Origin of the sequence: Streptomyces sp. NPDC020747, from assembly GCF_044334695.1 — a bacterium.
In the GTDB taxonomy this organism is placed as follows: Bacteria; Actinomycetota; Actinomycetes; order Streptomycetales; family Streptomycetaceae; genus Streptomyces.
The window spans coordinates 84,007-98,614 of sequence record NZ_JBIRTJ010000003.1 but is presented as its reverse complement, the minus strand read 5'-3'; the positions used below and the strand labels follow the sequence as shown (position 1 = coordinate 98,614).

The 14,608-nt window shown below is 67.6% G+C and carries 14 protein-coding genes; 10 read left to right on the top strand and 4 right to left on the bottom strand.

Annotation, left to right across the window (positions count from 1 at the left end; genetic code table 11):
* Positions 1-85: 85 nt before the first annotated feature.
* On the bottom strand, positions 86-2,458 hold the full coding sequence (locus ACH4YP_RS09545; RefSeq protein ID WP_398490130.1) for a hypothetical protein: 2,373 nt from the start codon (positions 2,456-2,458) through the stop codon (positions 86-88).
* 705 nt (positions 2,459-3,163) lie between these two features.
* Between ACH4YP_RS09545 and ACH4YP_RS09540 the strand changes: the two genes are divergently transcribed.
* Positions 3,164-4,474 (top strand): TerD family protein, encoded by a 1,311-nt coding sequence (locus tag ACH4YP_RS09540; protein WP_398490129.1) that lies wholly within the window; start codon positions 3,164-3,166, stop codon positions 4,472-4,474.
* Between the two features lie 354 nt (positions 4,475-4,828).
* Here the strand turns inward: ACH4YP_RS09540 and ACH4YP_RS09535 are convergent, their stop codons facing one another.
* The gene (locus ACH4YP_RS09535) at positions 4,829-5,965 is read right to left on the bottom strand and encodes a DUF1152 domain-containing protein (protein ID WP_398490127.1); all 1,137 of its coding nucleotides are present in this window, start codon (positions 5,963-5,965) and stop codon (positions 4,829-4,831) included.
* A gap of 80 nt (positions 5,966-6,045) precedes the next feature.
* On the opposite strand from ACH4YP_RS09535, the gene ACH4YP_RS09530 reads away from it, so the two are divergent.
* The 3 genes from ACH4YP_RS09530 (at position 6,046) to ACH4YP_RS09520 (ending at position 8,319) form a co-directional block, all read left to right on the top strand.
* Positions 6,046-6,786 (top strand): GntR family transcriptional regulator, encoded by a 741-nt coding sequence (locus tag ACH4YP_RS09530; protein WP_398490126.1) that lies wholly within the window; start codon positions 6,046-6,048, stop codon positions 6,784-6,786.
* Positions 6,787-7,063: 277 nt separating this feature from the next.
* On the top strand, positions 7,064-7,528 hold the full coding sequence (locus tag ACH4YP_RS09525) for an ATP-binding protein (RefSeq protein ID WP_398490125.1): 465 nt from the start codon (positions 7,064-7,066) through the stop codon (positions 7,526-7,528).
* A gap of 62 nt (positions 7,529-7,590) precedes the next feature.
* A complete protein-coding gene (locus ACH4YP_RS09520; protein ID WP_398490123.1) occupies positions 7,591-8,319 on the top strand; it encodes a GntR family transcriptional regulator in 729 nt (242 codons plus the stop codon).
* A 708-nt stretch (positions 8,320-9,027) separates the two neighbouring features.
* Here the strand turns inward: ACH4YP_RS09520 and ACH4YP_RS09515 are convergent.
* On the bottom strand, positions 9,028-9,987 hold the full coding sequence (locus ACH4YP_RS09515; protein WP_398490121.1) for an NAD(P)-dependent alcohol dehydrogenase: 960 nt from the start codon (positions 9,985-9,987) through the stop codon (positions 9,028-9,030).
* Positions 9,988-10,088: 101 nt separating this feature from the next.
* Between ACH4YP_RS09515 and ACH4YP_RS09510 the strand changes: the two genes are divergently transcribed.
* Positions 10,089-10,772, top strand: a complete 684-nt coding sequence (locus tag ACH4YP_RS09510; RefSeq protein ID WP_398490119.1) for a TetR/AcrR family transcriptional regulator — start codon at positions 10,089-10,091, stop codon at positions 10,770-10,772.
* Positions 10,773-11,198: 426 nt separating this feature from the next.
* Here the strand turns inward: ACH4YP_RS09510 and ACH4YP_RS09505 are convergent, their stop codons facing one another.
* Positions 11,199-11,573 carry a hypothetical protein gene (locus tag ACH4YP_RS09505; protein WP_398490118.1) on the bottom strand — a complete coding sequence of 125 codons (375 nt, stop codon included), beginning with the start codon at positions 11,571-11,573 and terminating at the stop codon, positions 11,199-11,201.
* 168 nt (positions 11,574-11,741) lie between these two features.
* Here ACH4YP_RS09505 and ACH4YP_RS09500 point away from each other — a divergent pair, with 168 nt between their 5' ends.
* The 5 genes from ACH4YP_RS09500 (at position 11,742) to ACH4YP_RS09480 (ending at position 14,604) form a co-directional block, all read left to right on the top strand.
* The gene (locus tag ACH4YP_RS09500) at positions 11,742-12,092 is read left to right on the top strand and encodes a hypothetical protein (protein WP_398490117.1); all 351 of its coding nucleotides are present in this window, start codon (positions 11,742-11,744) and stop codon (positions 12,090-12,092) included.
* 5 nt (positions 12,093-12,097) lie between these two features.
* Positions 12,098-13,471: an FtsK/SpoIIIE domain-containing protein gene (locus tag ACH4YP_RS09495; RefSeq protein WP_398490116.1), complete on the top strand. Its 1,374-nt coding sequence runs from the start codon at positions 12,098-12,100 to the stop codon at positions 13,469-13,471.
* A gap of 86 nt (positions 13,472-13,557) precedes the next feature.
* On the top strand, positions 13,558-14,175 hold the full coding sequence (locus ACH4YP_RS09490; RefSeq protein ID WP_398490115.1) for a DUF2637 domain-containing protein: 618 nt from the start codon (positions 13,558-13,560) through the stop codon (positions 14,173-14,175).
* A gap of 19 nt (positions 14,176-14,194) precedes the next feature.
* Positions 14,195-14,413, top strand: a complete 219-nt coding sequence (locus tag ACH4YP_RS09485; protein ID WP_398490113.1) for a hypothetical protein — start codon at positions 14,195-14,197, stop codon at positions 14,411-14,413.
* Entirely contained in the window at positions 14,413-14,604 is a 192-nt protein-coding gene (locus ACH4YP_RS09480) for a mobile element transfer protein (RefSeq protein WP_328845178.1), read from the top strand. Before ACH4YP_RS09485 ends, ACH4YP_RS09480 begins: the two co-directional genes overlap by 1 nt.
* The last annotated feature ends 4 nt before the right edge of the window (positions 14,605-14,608 follow it).

Here is a 14,608-nt window from a genome sequence, read left to right as displayed (position 1 = left end):
GACCTCGGCCGTCTCGGCCACAGGAGCGTATTCCTCGGCCCGGAGCGCGGCTGGGGCCGCGCTCCGGGCCGAGAGGCGTCGCTGCTCATTCGCGTTCGCTCTCACCCGTGAAACCGGCTGTCATCCCTACGGCTCCGACCAGGGAGACGATCGCGAGCAGCAGTGCGATCGAGTTCTGGGCGGCGGTGTGCCCGCTGAGCCTCACCAGGAAGACGTTGGCGTTCGGCTCCTGATCGTCCACGCCGTGCTCGTGCGATGTCACAGACGTGGAGAAATGAGATATCCGTCGCTGAAGGTGGGCGATTCGGGTGAAGGAGGAGTCGGAGAAGGTCGGCCAGGGAGGTTCGTCGGCCCCGCGCCGTAGACGTTGCCTGCAGACATGGGTGTCGTTGTTCTCCAGCGTCCACAGGAAGGGAGGGCAGAAGGTAAGCATGAAGCCGGCGAGGAGGGTGCCCACGGCCGCCCACCGCTCGGTCGCCGATGCCGGTATGTGCGTGAGGACGGTCTGCGGAAGCCAGCCGAGAGTGAGCCAGAGGACACACAGCAGGAAGGCGTCCTGCATCACGTTGTTGGCCGGTGGATAGTCCGTCCAGTACGCCCGCCCGCCGGCCACGTACACCGCCGAGGTGGTGGATACGACGAGGACGAAGACCAGGACGGCGCAGCACAGCCACGCGGACAGTGACTGCCCCAGATGGGCGGTGCGACCGCCCGGCCGGATCAGGCCGGTCAAGGACCAGTAGGTGGTCAACCCCACGGCGAGGGCGACGGCTGCCGCGGCGGACCTGGAGGCGGGCGTCGTCCTGCCGACATGCAGCCAGACCCCGTTGCCCAGAATGCCCTCCGTCGCGAACAGCGCGATCATGACGGCCTGCACCGCCGCCAGGCCGTTGAACGCTCCCTCGTGTGCGACGGCGGCACCCGCTACGACCGACACGAGTGTGCCGCCGACGGCGCATACCCAAGCCGGTGTGTCCGTCCTCGGTGGTGCTTCTCTGTGCTCCCAGTCCTGATGCGGCTCGGAGGCGGTGGACAGGGCCTTGGCGATCAGCGCCGCCACCAGGACCGCGATTCCCACGGCACTGAACACCACAGTCCACCGGAGCCCCGCGCCGCCCGGGCGCCATCCCAGCGACGGAGCCAGAGAAATGGAGAGCACGAGCATGGCGGCGAATGCGGCGAGGCTGTAACTGGCGAGCCTGATCCACACTCTCCGCGCGGTCTGTGACTGGGCCGGGCTCGCCTGCTGCCCCTCGGACCGGCCTGTCGGATCGCCTTCGATCTGCATGAGTTTGGTGAAGTCGGACTTGAAGTACTGGAAGAAGACGCCGCCCAGTACCGCCCCGACGACCGTGAGAATGAATCCACCGGTGATGTATTCGTCCCCCGCCCGCTCGCTGATCCAGGCGGCGAACATGGACGACAGGAGCAGGCACGTGGAGATGCCGGCAGCCATTCCGTATTCCCCGGTCACCGGTGACTGGCGGGGCATGTGGGCGACGTTCGCCCGGAGCCAGCGCAAGGCGACGGCGCCGGCCGTCGCGGGGAAGGCGGCCGCGACCGCCATCCAGAGCTTGTCCGAGTGTGCGGTGGAGACGTACACCGTCGTGGCACCGAAGAGGCCGCACACCCCCAGAGACTCCACCGCGGAGACGTGACTGCCGGGCTCCGTCGTCGCGGTCAGCCCCAGTCCCGAGAGGACGGCGCTCACCAGCGCGGCATAGGTGAGGGCGCTCATATGCGGATGGGCGAGGGCGAAGGTCACCGTGAAGACGGTGAGAACCAACGCGACGACGAGCGTGTTGACGTACGCCGTCCCCTGCCCGTCCCGGAAGAGGAACATCGCGGCGACGACGACAGCCGCGGCGATCGCCATCGCCGTCAGTGAGACCGTGCTCCCGGCAGTCGCCTTTCCTCTCGTGCTGTCCAGGACCCCCAAGTATCCGTACGCGGCCATGCAAGCCAGCGCCACGCACGCCCAGGACGAGGTCAGCGTTCTTTTGACGGCCGCCGTCCCCGCGCGGCGCAGGTGCACTGCGAGGTCAGCGCCCAAGCCAGCGAAGGCGGCACTGGCGAGGACGAGGAAGGCTGCGTGGTACTTCCCCGCCGCGTTGAAGTAATGAGGCCTGGGATTCGTCCAGTTGAGTTCCGGATGGTCGTCCAGGAACCAGGTCAGGACCACCGCGCAGCCGAGGGCGGCGCCCGCCAGGGCCACGACGGCGATTGTTCCGCGCCTGCTCGGTGGCGTCGGTTCGGCCGCTCGCAGTCGCAGGGTCAGCACCCGCAGGCAGAGCGCCAGCAGGGGGAGGAGCAGCCCGTCACCCCAAGTGGCACTCCGGAAGACAAAGAGGCCGGGAAGCCCTGAGGGATGATCCCCGAAGCTCCAGAAGAGCAGCAGGGCGACATACCCGGAGCTGAAGATCGCCAGAGGCCAGAGCGCGACCCGCCATTTGGTCATCGAGATCCCCCGAAGTCGGACGCAGCCAGACGATCGCCCCCGAAGGTGCGGAGCCAAGTTCTATCGCTCTTCCCGACGTGCCATACCGATTACCGAAAACTGCGTCGTCCTGGCAGTCCCTGGGCGGCCCCGGGGCCACGGCCGGCACACCATCGGCCGCGCCGCCGTCACGCGACTCCTGGAGATCCACGTCCAACACATCACACTCCGCCCGGTCCTGAATCCCATCGACAGGGAGAGCAGGCGCAGGACCACACAGCCCGTGGACAGTCCCGACCTGTGGACTGCGGGCCCGGTACCTCCACGTACCGGACGCCATGCTCAGGGACGTCACCCGGAAGATCACCGAAGCCATCCGGGGATCCCCGGAGACACCCGCCGTGGACAAAAACCAGGACAACGAGGGCTGAGAACCGTCGAAGGGCCCCACCGCGAACGGTGGGGCCCTTCGACATCGTGCCCGGTGAGGCACTGGCGGAGGATACGAGATTCGAACTCGTGAGGGGTTGCCCCCAACACGCTTTCCAACTGTGGTGGTGGGGTGACGGGTTGTGTGCCGGGGAGTTCACCCGGGTTCATGGGCGGCTGGCCGCTGGTGTGGGGGTGACTCATGGTCTCGTCTGAACGACCGCGAACGGGTTTGAATGAGACGGAAACTGAGACGGGGGACAGCCCTGCAGGCCGCGCGTCGTGGCATCTCAGAACATGATCGTCATCGACGTGCTTACCACGCGAGATCAGCGTTCGCTCTACATGGATCGCCTCAGGGGACCAGTATGTACGAACCACCGTGAGAGGCCACACATGACCATGACTCTTACCAAGGGCGGTAACGCCGTCTTGCCCGCGGCGGTGTGCCGCGTCGCCCTCAACTCCCTGACTACAGGCATCGACGTGTCTGCCGTCCTCCTAGGCCGGGACGGCAAGGTGCGGAGCGATGACGATTTGGTCTTCTACAACCACGCGTCACAGGACAAGGTCGAATTGCGCGGGCAGACGATTGTCGCGGACCTGGCCGCGATCCCCGCGGCAGTAGACCGCATCGTCGTTGTGGCCAGCGTTGACCCTGAGCTGACGGCAACTCACTTCGACGCGAGCAATACCCCCCAAGCGGTCGTTGAGTGCGGAAGTGCGCGGATTACATTCGAGCCGCCGCCGCTCGTGCACCGGGAGACGGTGGCCATTCTCATCGAGCTCTACCGGCGGGCGAGCGGGTGGAAGGCAAGAGCCGTGGGTCAAGGATGGGACACAGGGCTGGCTGGCCTAGCCTCAGACTTCGGCATCGTTGTAGATGACCCAGGACCCAGCGCAGGGCAAGTCCCCGCTATACCGCCCGCACAGCGCCAACACGTCCAGCCAGCCCCGCCCATGACGCCGACTCGTCCCCTCGTCCCGCTGGGCAAAGTCGCCCTGACCAAGGCCGGACAAGCGACCATCAACATGCGCAAGGATGACCCGAGCCTCATCGTGACAGCCTCACTTGAGTGGAACGGTGGGAGCGCGGCCCGGAGACAGGCCGGCGCTGACCTCGACCTGTACGCCCTCTATGTCCCTGGAGATGCGGTCACGCTACCGGGCAAGCGTCCGAACAAGTCGGATCAGGTCGTCTATTACCGGCAGCTCGGATCGACTGTCGTGCCGCCCTATATCGCTTTGGATGGGGACTCTAAGGTTCCGGGTCGCGAGACGATCACCATCCGTCGTCCAGACCTCCAGGGATACGTCCTTCTCTGCGCTTATAGCGCAGTGGAGAACGGGACCGGATCGTTCAAGTCGTACGGTGCTCGGGTGGTAGTCACTGACGGGCGGGGCTCCACAGTGACGGTGCCACTGTTCAACAATCGCAACTTGTCCTATTGGGTCGCCATCGCCTTGATCGACTTCACCGCGCCCGGCGGCGCCCAGATCCGACAGGTTGAGAAGTACAGCGGAAACCATGTCGAGGAACGACCGACGCTGTACTCGAATGGGAACTTCCGAATGGGCACCGGGAAGGTCGAGTTCAAGACTCGGTAGCCCTCGGACCGACTTGCATGTGATGCCGTGACAGCGAGAGAAGCTCTGACACCCGCTTTAGGAGTTCGATCAAGGAAACGTCCGGGCCGCGCAACCTGCTGTCACTGTGGTTGATCCGGTGCGTCGGCGTGCGCCGTCGTCCGGCCTCGTTGGTGTCAGGATTGGATGTCAGCGACCAGTCCACACCGGAGGGCGACGCATGGAGAAGGAGCAGTTGGCCGCACTCCTCCTGGGCGGGCTCCGAAACGATGATGCGAGCCCGCGACGCCTTGCTGTCTGGCGGCGTGGGCACCGTCTGGGATGAGCCATCCTCCGCCGATGTACTCGCCAGGATTTACAAGCGCCGTCTCCGGCTCACCCGCCGGACGGGCCAGAAGACACAGGGTACTGACGGTGACGTATTGTGGCAGGAATGCCCCATAGCGGAGCGGTGTACTGCTCAGAGCGGCTGCTGATGAGGAGCTGGCGGAGATCCTCGCGCTGGGAGCCGTTGAGTTTCAAAGCCTCTGTGAGGTGGCGGAATGTTGTGTGGGTGACTCCGCGGCGCCGGGCTTCGCCCTCGAACTGGTCGAGTTGGGCCAGCACGGTCTGTGGGACCAGGTCCGCGGGCGGCTGGTCCTTGAGCCATGCGGCCTTGTTGCGCTCGTAGTCGATTTCCGAGTAGCCGCAGACTTCCCGGCTGTGGGCCTCGACCTCGTCCAGAGTCTCGGTCGCCATGATGGCGCGGGCCAGCTGGTTGCGACTGACAGCCTCGTCCAGGTCGACCACGTGGACGGTGGGGCCTTCGTCGGTGAGTGCGACGGGTAGTCCCGCGTCCCGGACTTCGCAGGTCCCTCGTACGCCTCGGGCGGTGGCTGCAAGCATGCCGGTGGCCTCGGACGGGTGCCACTCCAGGACCGCGCTGATCGGCTCGACATCCTTCGCTGTGAAGGTGTGGAAGAGGGGGCCGAGCATTCCGCGCAAGTCGTCGAGCGGTAGTTCGCCGTCCAGACCGGGGCCTGCGACCAGCAGCCGGATGGGCGCGTTCACCTGGCAGCACGCGGCAAGCGTGAGGGCGTCCGCGAGAGGGCTCTTCAGGGTCGGTTCGTCGCCTCGCGCAAGGATGTCGCCCCCCACGTCGAGCAGATCGATCGACTCCGGAGACAAGTGGCCGATCAGCTCTTCGAGTTGGCGCGTGATGCCCTCGGCGCCGTGGTGCGGGTCGATCAGGGCGAAGGTGTGCGGGAGCTCTGCCGCGAGACGGGGGAGTGTGGAGCCTGCTGGAGCGATCGGGCGGGCGTCCGCCGGCACTGTCCAGACTGCGGGGGTGAGCTGTTCGAGGCCGGTGAAGTTGTCCGGTCCTCGGGGGCCCGGTACCGGGTCGATGAGGAGGCGGTCCCACGCGTACGTGAGGATCACCGCCTGGTCCTCGTCGCCGTAGAGGGCGGTGTGGAGCATGGCGGCGGCGACTGCGTCGCCCCCTCCTCCTGCTGCGACGATCAACCGCTTCATGCGGCCAGCGTACGGGGTCGAGGGTTGACCACTCACTCTATAGTGGCTAGAGGCCATAGCCACTTGGACGAGGAGGGCGAATGCCTCAGATCGAGGAGGCTCAGCCGAAGTATCTCCAGATCGCGCACTTCATCCGCGATCAGATCCTTCGGGGAGACCTTAGGCCCGGGGACGAGGTGCCCTCGGAGCGCCAGTTGGCGGCGGACTGGAAGGTGTCCCGGCCCACGGCCGCACGGTCGCTGGAAGCGCTGAGCCATCAGGGGCTCGTCGAGAAGCGCCAGGGATCGGGCACGTACGTGCGCAGCCTGGAGGTCAACCGGCGGGCGCGTGAGCTGTACGGCCGGGCCCGGCAGACCGGGAAGATCTACACGCCCGGTGAGTACGCGGTGATCACGTCGGCCGGTTGGCTGGATGCGCCGGATCACGTTGCCGAAGCCCTGGGGCTGGTCAAGGACCGTCGGGCCGTGCACCGGCGACGGGTGACCAACAACCATGACGGGCCGATCACCCTGTCTACCTCGTGGTTCGCTCCCGACGTCGGTCGGCGTGCGCCGAAGCTCCTGGAGCCTGAGCGGATCCAGGAGGGGACGCTCATGTACGTCGAGAACATGACGGGCCGCCAGGGCAGCTATGCCGAGGACCGTATGTGCGCCCGGAGCGCCACCGACGAGGAGGCGTCGGACCTCCAACTGGAGGCCGGTTCAGCCGTTCTGATTGTTCACCACGTCGTCTTCGACCTTCAGGACCGGCCGTTGGAGTTCGCCGAGGCCACCTATCCCCCGCATCGTTGGGCCTTCGAGCAGGGTTACCCCCTCACCTGACAACCCGGCAGTTGCGCCGAACCACTTGCACACTCCAAGTGGCTAATACCACTATCCATAAAGCGGATAAGGCCACTTGGGGTGGAAGGGGCACGGCGTGACGAAGTCAGCGGCCGGACAGGGGTGCGCGGTTAGCTTGCCGGGATGCCGTGGGCGCGGTTGGAAACGCGTCGGCTCCCGTACCGCTCTGGCGCTCTCCACGGCCAACGACCGCGTTCGTGCCACATCGAAGCGGCGCTGTCTCGACTGCGATGGCAGCGGCAAGGAGTGGGCGCGGATGGATGACACCACCGATGGCCGCGACGGTTTCGGTACCGCACGACTCGGGGCGATGATCCTGCACCCGGCGCCGGGGTCCGTAGCCCGGGCCCGGAGCTGGTTCCGGAAGGTCATCGCCGCGTACGACCCGGCCTGCTCGATCGACGACTGCACGCTGATGGTCTCGGAGCTGGTCACCAACGCGATTCTCTACGGACGGGCGGATGAACCCTGGCTGGTGCGCGTTGAGTGGTACCGCGTGGAGACGTCGCTTCGGATCGAGGTGCACAACCCGGGGTTCCCGTCGAACGTGCGACTGCGGCGCCCGGAGGCCAGCGAGGCACACGGGCTTGGCCTGTTCCTGGTCGACGCCATCGCCGACTCGTGGCACTCCGGGCCCAGTCGATTCGGCGGGACCGTGGTCTCCGCCGTGGTGGCCGGCGCCTGGCCGTCGAACGAAGGGTTCGGCCCCCTTCTACTGTGAGTGTGCAAGTGTCGCTAGTCTGGTTGACCAGTTGACTGGTCCAATCCCGACGGGCGGCGTTCATGGCGTATGAAGTGGAGCCACCGAAGTACGTGCGCCTCGCGCAGACCCTTCAAGGTCGCATTGAGGACGGTACGTACTCGCCCGGCACACGGGTGCCCAGTGAGAACCAGCTGGTGCAAGCCTTCGCGATGTCCCGCCCGACCGTCGTGCGTGCGCTGGAGCTGTTGAAGCGTGACGGCTGGCTGGAGTCCCGGCAGGGATACGGCACGATCGTGCGCGGGCGCCCCGAGGCTGGCGAGCAGAAGGACCGCCGTGGCCGTACGGCGCTGGAGCGCGACGAATCGCAAGCGCCGGGCCGCCTGATTGAGGTCGGCCATGTGCCCGTTCCTGCTCGCGTTGCCTCGGCGCTCGGACTGCCCAAGCGGGCGAAGGTTCTCGTGCGCCGATTCTTGGTCGAGGAGGACGGCGAAGCGGTCGAGTTGGTCTCGTCGTACTTCCCCGCCGGCCTGGTCGAGGGAACCGAGCTGGAGACTTCCGAAGCCCTGAGTGGCAGCGTCCGTGAGCATCTTGAGACGCGGAAGAAAGTGCGCTTCGACCACGTGACGGAACGGGTCTCGGCCAGACTGCCCGACAGTGGCGAGGCTCAACTTCTGGAGCTCCCTGATGGCGTTCCCGTCCTTAGCGTGCTGGTCGTCGCCTGCGACACCTCGGGTCAAGCCTTGCAGGTCGTCGACGTGCTGCTGCCAGCCGACCGGCAGGAACTTGAAGACACTTACCGGCTCACCTGAACCGGCGTGCCGCCTGCCGTTCGGCTGCGATGGCTTGTCTTAGGTGCGTCGGCTGGCGAGTCGGTAGACGACGTATGTAAAGCCAAGGATGACGTCAACGGCTGTCCGTTCCCAGTCCTTCTGACATTTCCCGCTGGATCTGCTCGGCCAGGTGAGCAGTCCCGGCGGAACTGAACAGCACTGTCCGTGTGTCAGAGCGGCCCTCTACGATCCCCGGTCATGACCGGGGACGCGCGCGACTACTCACCACCCGATCCGCTCACGCGCCTTGCCGCCGACCAGTCAGGGCTCTTGAGGGGCCTGCCGGACGACCGCCCGGTATCTGTGCCGCCGTACAGAGCCTGGTCATCCGGCCGACCGACGCCGCCGCGCTCGGCGTTCCCGAAGAGCGACTCGCGGAGAAGGACATCCGGCCGGTGAACGAGTTGGTCGCCGCGCTGACTGCGCTGGACCCCGCTCCCCTGCACCATGCGCCCGGCCACCCGAGACAAGGGCGGTGGGCACGTGCCGCCGCTTCACCACGATCGCCTGCGCGATCCGGCGGGCTCGGGGCATCCCTGCCAGGGGCAGGCGCGGCTTCGGCACCTGCTTCCTGGAGGGTCGCGGCCCAGGGCCTGTCCTGGGTCGTGATCACGCGGGGTGGAGGGTGCGGAGGCAGGACGCGGCTCCGCGCGGGTGGAGCCCGGCGGGCACGGGCGCATGGGCCCGTCACGCGATCTGGATGACGTGCTTCCCGCGTACGCCGCCTGCTTCCAGGGCGCGGTGGGCGGCGCCGATGCCGGCCAGGGGGTGGACGGTGTCCACGGTCGGGCGGATGGCGCCGGTCTCCACATATCGGGTGAGTTCGGCGAAGAGTTCGTGCCGGGGGTTTCCGCTGAAGAAGCGCACCCGGCGTGGGCCGTGCAGGGTGGAGGCCAGGATGTAGGAGAGGCTGAGAAGGAAGTTCTCGGTGTCGAAGGCGATGGCCACCATGCGCCCGCCCGGGGCCAGGAGCTTGCGGTAGGCGGAGTGCAGGGTGCCGACGGTGTCCAGGATGACGTCGAAGGTGCCCAGGTCGGACAGGCGGGTCGTGGTGTAACTCAGCGCCTCGTCGGCGCCCAGGTCACGGACGAAGTCGAGGTTCCTCGGGCCCGCGAGCGCGGTGACGTGGGCGCCGAGTGCCTTGCCGAGCTGGACGGCGGCGCTGCCGGCCCCTCCGCTTGCGCCGCGTACGAGAAGGCGTTCGCCCGGTTTCAGTCGTGCCTTGCCACGTAGGGCGGTGATCGCGGTCGTACCGGTGGCGGGGAGCGAGGCGGCCTGCACCAGGGGGAGTCCGGCGGGGGCGGGAGAGAGCTGCCGCGGGTGGACGGCGACGTACTCGGCCGCGCTGCCGAACCGGCCGCGCGGAAGTATGCCCCACACCCGGTCGCCTTCCCTCACCCCGGTCACCGTGGCGCCCACCGCATTGACCTCTCCGGCGAAGTCCAGGCCCGTACGTTGGGGAAAGCGGCGGCCCGTCACCGGGCGCATCCGCCCGGCCCGGCCGTGCAGTTCAGCTCCGTTGACGCTGACCGCGTGGACCCGGACCAGTACCTCGTCGTGCTCCGGGGCGGGGACGGGGACCTTGCTCACGTACAGCACCTCGGGCGAGCCGAAGCTGTCGTAGAGCGCCGCGCGCATGTCGTTCACGTAGCTGTCCTGTCAATCGACGGAAGGGGTTCCACCAGGCTGTCGGCCCAGGCTAGCGAGGCAAACGGACGGCACCTTCCGGTTGCGTTAAAGTGAGAGACATGCCTGATCAGCCTTCTCACAAGGGTCCGGCCGACGCCGCCTGTTCCGGCGAGCGCGACCGAAGTGCAGCAGCGGACGGGCTTCGCATCGACGCCCGGTACAACCGCGAGCGCATCCTGAAGGCCGCCCGCGAGGTTTACACCGCCCATGGGACCGACGTGCCCGTCACCGCGATCGCCCGGCGGGCCGGTGTCGGGGTCGCCACCCTCTACCGGCGGTTCCCCACCCGTGCCTCGCTCGTGACCGAGGCGTTCTCCGGGCAACTGGCGCTCTGTGTGGCGGTGTTCGACGAGGCGGTGGGTGACCCGGACCCCTGGCGCGGTTTCTGCTCCGTCATCGAGAAGGTGTGTGCGATGCAGGCCTGCGACCGCGGCTTCACGGCCGCGTTCCTTTCCGAGTTCCCCGACAACGCCGAATTCGGCCGCGAACGCGCCCGCATCGAGGAGGTTCTCGCCCAACTCGCACGACGGGCCAAGGACACCGGGAAGTTGCGCGCCGACTTCGACATCTCCGACATCACCCTCCTGCTGCTGGCCAACGGTGGCATCGTCGGGGAGTCTCCGCAGGTGTCGATGGCCGCGTCACGGCGCCTGGTGGCCTACTTCCTGCAGTCCTTCCGTGCCGACCGCACCGAACCCCTACCCCCGCCCGCACCGCTGGCTTGGGCCCGTGTGATGTCGTGATCAGCCAGTTGCCTTCAGGAGGCCGTTGATCCAGATCATCGAGGCACGGAGGTGGAGGCCGGCTCAGCCAGCACCGGCGCACCATCAACGCCGTCTGCACAGAGGCGGAGCACCGGCTGAACGTCCCCACCCTTCGCGAGAAGCTCCACTCCCACACCTTCTCCAACGACGCTCTCTTCCGCTGACCGACTCCCTGGGAAGACCACTGATGTTGGTGACAGCGCCGGACGACTACGACGCCCTACGGGATGAGTCCCACCAGAACTGAAAAACACCAGGCCACAGCCATGCCGCCAGGCAGAACAAAGGGGACTCACCAAGCTCGGGCACAAGCAGGCTCACCGCCGTTCAGATCCACCGGGCCAGCGGCTCCCCAAGCTGTCCCAGCAGAACTGGCAAAGGCCAGCTCGGAGGCATCTCATCAATTCAGATCTCTTGGGAACGGACAACGGCCGCCCACAGGCCGATGATGAGTCCCACGCCGATGGTGGTTCCGATGTCGTTCGCGTCCTCGCACACCTGCAAGTTGTCACCTGTCAGGCCTCGGCACTCATCGGGTGTGCCGCTGCCGCTCGCGGCGCCCGTGATCACCCAGATCAGGAACAAGATCTGAACGATCAGGAAGATCCATAGAAAGACGCGGCGTCGCTTCTTCGGCCGGGACGTCGTCTCGCCCTGATAGGGGCTGTTTGACGGAGGGCCTTCCGGTGGCGCAGACCAGGCGTTTGGCGGTGGTGCGGGCCCTTGCGAGTTGCGTGGACCCCATGACTGCGGCTCTTGAGCGCGGTGTTGCTTGCCCATGTCGCGCCCTCCTTTGTGCTGCCTGGTTACAGGGTGCGCTTGCGTTGTCGATCGTGCTTGTTGGTCCTCAGCAAGCCACTTGATAAGTCAACCTGGCATCCTTAACGTCGAACTTGATAAGTCAACTTGTCATGTGGCGAGTTGATCCACTCAGAAGGAGAAACCTCTGTGCGTGTGATCCGTATTGACGCCTCGTCCGCCACGATCCTGCTCACCGAAGCGCCGTCGCCGAAGGTGCGCGACCGGCAGACCGGTGAGATCGCCAAGGACGCGGTGAGCGGCGAGGCACTGATGACCGTCGGCGTCGTCTTCATCGATGAGGGGGAGTCGTCGCTGATCCAGGTCACCATCCCCGAAAGCGGTGTGACGGACGGACTGTCGGTCGGTGCTCCGGTCTCCCTACCGCGCCTGATCGCCCGGCCGTGGGAGAGCGTGTTCAACGGCCAGCAGCGGCACGGCATCGCCTACCGGGCAAAGGCCATCACTTCGGGCGCCTTCCCGGTCGCCCAGGCGGGCTGATCGACGTGACCGACCTGGTGACGTTGGCCGAGCTGAGCGGGCCGCTCGCTGCGATAGGCGGCGCGGCCTACGCCCGGCACGCCCACCCGGCGGCGTACTGGTCCACGGTCGGGCTGCCGGTCTCGGTGGTCCGGCTGATGGCCTCGTACTCCTCGACCATGGACGCGTGCGGCCTCACGGTCGCGCCGTCACGGCTGCGGGTACTGGCCGTCAAGGCCACGACTCGCCGTGAGGTCCGGCCTGTGCCCCCGCGGCGGGGCATGATCCGGCCCACCACGACCGGCCTGCGGCTCCGGCTGCGGCTGGCTCCGGGCCAGGAACCGGCGGACGTGGCGGCCTCGGCCGAACGGCTGCGGCACGCCTGGGGCGTTCACGCCGTGTACGTGCGGGACGTGAAGCCCGGAGTCGTGGAACTGCGGCTCGTCGGCTTCGACGTACTGCGCAAGGTGAGAATGCCCCGCCGGATTGATGGCGGGCTGCTGCGGGTGCCGGTGGCGCTGCGGCAGGACGCGACCGCATTCGTACGGGACTACCGGGCCGTACCTCATGAACTGGTCCTCGGCGCCACGCTGTCGGGCAAGTCCATGTTCCTGCGCAACCTGCTGACCGGGCTGGCGGCTCAGCCGGTGGTCCTGGTCGGCATCGACTGCAAGCGCGGTGTGGAGCTGGCGCCGTTCGCTGCCCGGCTTTCCGCGCTGGCGACCGACCCTGAGCAAGCGGCTGAACTGCTTCCCGTGCTCGTGAAGGAAATGGAGGACCGCTACGACCTGATCAAGGCCCGGCAGGGCATCGCCCCCGGGACCCCGGACGAGTCGATCACCTCGGACATCTGGGGCCTGCCCGAGAGCGAACGCCCCGCTCCCATCGTGCTGTTCATCGACGAGGTGGCCGAACTCTTCCTCATCGCCACGCGGAAGGAGGAGGAACGGCGCGACGAGATGGTCACTCAGCTGATCCGGCTCGCTCAGCTCGGCCGGGCCGCCGGTATCTACCTGGAGGTCTGCGGACAGCGGTTCGGCGCCGAGCTGGGCAAGGGCGCGACCATGCTCCGCGCTCAGCTCTCCGGCCGGGTCTGCCACCGCGTCAACGACGAAGCCTCCGCGAAAATGGCGCTCGGCGACATCGCCCCGGAAGCCGTCGGCGCTGCCTGCGCCATCGCGGCCGAGCTGCCTGGCTTGGCCGTCGTCGGCGACACCTCTGGCGGCTGGTCTCGCATCCGCACTCCGTACATGACCCTCGCCGACGCTGCGGTCACCTGCCGTGAGACGGCGCATCTCGCCCCCGACATACCGGCGCTCGCGCCCTTCCGGGCGTACGTCCCGCCGGTGCCCGTGAAGGTCGCCGAACAGGTGTCCACACCGCGCCCGGTCACCGACTAAGCGCACCCCATCCAACCGCCGGCGCGGTCATCCCGCGCCGACTCCCTACCCCTCCATGCCCGAAACGGACTCGGAAGGAGTCGCCCGTGCGTGCCCTACCCGTCCGCCTCGACGCCGTACTCATCCAAGCGCTTATCGCGGCCGCGCTGTCCTTCGCCCACCTGCATGACCTGGCCTCGGCCGCCGGACAGGACGGGTGGAAGGCGTGGGCCTACCCGGTCTCCGTCGACCTGCTGATGGTGGCGGCCTGGCATCGACTGCGCTCCGGCGAGGCGAAAGCGGCCGGGTGGTGCTGGTTCCTCGTCGCGCTCACCGCCTCGCTGGGCGCCAACGTCGCCACCGCCGGGCTGCTCGACCTGAACGACGTACCGGCCTGGCTTCGCATCCTCGTCGCCGGATGGCCCGCCGTCGCCTTCCTCGGCGGAACCCTGCTCGCCCACGGCGCCCCTACGCCGATCGAGGGCCCGGCGGCGACGGAACCAGAGTCCGTCCCGACCACCACGGCACCCGAACTCCCTGCGGCGGTACCGGAAGCCTCCCAACCCTCCACACCCCCTGTTCCGCCCGCGCTCGTCGCGCTGGCGCACAAGGTCGCCGACGAACACCGCGCCCGGACCGGAACCGTCATCGACACCCCGACGCTTCGCGCCCGCCTCGGCATCCCTGCGCCGCTCGCCGAAGCCATCGCCGCTCAACTCACCTGATCCCGGAGGACTTTCCACCTTGCGCCCGACCACGCTCCGCGCGCTCAAGCGCGCTGCCGAGCTGACCCGACAGAACCGCCTCACCGAGGCCGTGCTGATCGCCGAGCATGTGATTCTCGCCGCCGACAGCTACGAGGGCGACGAGATCTTGCGCTGGCTGGCCGACCACGTCACCGACTTCACCGGCGAGCCCCACAACGACCGCAACGGCCACGACAACCCGAAGGAGCCCAACTGATGACCGCCAACCGCCGCTTCCGCAACGTCGTCCGCATCGGCCCCGTCCAGGTCGCCACGTACTACGACGGCCGGGGCCACGAGAAGCACACCGCCGCCTGCACGGCCCCGCGCTGCGGCTTCTCCACGGACTACGACAGCCGCGCCGCCGCCGAGCTGGCCGCCCGCACCCACCGCTGCCCCGCCCGCTGACCGC

What these genes read in the sequence shown, in the direction of transcription:
- ACH4YP_RS09540 (WP_398490129.1), top strand. Translation starts at nt 3,164, where the DNA reads ATGATCGTCATCGACGTGCTTACCACGCGAGATCAGCGTTCGCTCTAC.
- ACH4YP_RS09520 (WP_398490123.1), top strand. Translation starts at nt 7,591, where the DNA reads ATGGCGTATGAAGTGGAGCCACCGAAGTACGTGCGCCTCGCGCAGACC.
- ACH4YP_RS09535 (WP_398490127.1), bottom strand. Translation starts at nt 5,965, where the DNA reads ATGAAGCGGTTGATCGTCGCAGCAGGAGGAGGGGGCGACGCAGTCGCC.
- ACH4YP_RS09505 (WP_398490118.1), bottom strand. Translation starts at nt 11,573, where the DNA reads ATGGGCAAGCAACACCGCGCTCAAGAGCCGCAGTCATGGGGTCCACGC.
- ACH4YP_RS09545 (WP_398490130.1), bottom strand. Translation starts at nt 2,458, where the DNA reads ATGACCAAATGGCGGGTCGCGCTCTGGCCTCTGGCGATCTTCAGCTCC.
- ACH4YP_RS09510 (WP_398490119.1), top strand. Translation starts at nt 10,089, where the DNA reads ATGCCTGATCAGCCTTCTCACAAGGGTCCGGCCGACGCCGCCTGTTCC.
- ACH4YP_RS09530 (WP_398490126.1), top strand. Translation starts at nt 6,046, where the DNA reads ATGCCTCAGATCGAGGAGGCTCAGCCGAAGTATCTCCAGATCGCGCAC.
- ACH4YP_RS09525 (WP_398490125.1), top strand. Translation starts at nt 7,064, where the DNA reads ATGGATGACACCACCGATGGCCGCGACGGTTTCGGTACCGCACGACTC.
- ACH4YP_RS09480 (WP_328845178.1), top strand. Translation starts at nt 14,413, where the DNA reads ATGACCGCCAACCGCCGCTTCCGCAACGTCGTCCGCATCGGCCCCGTC.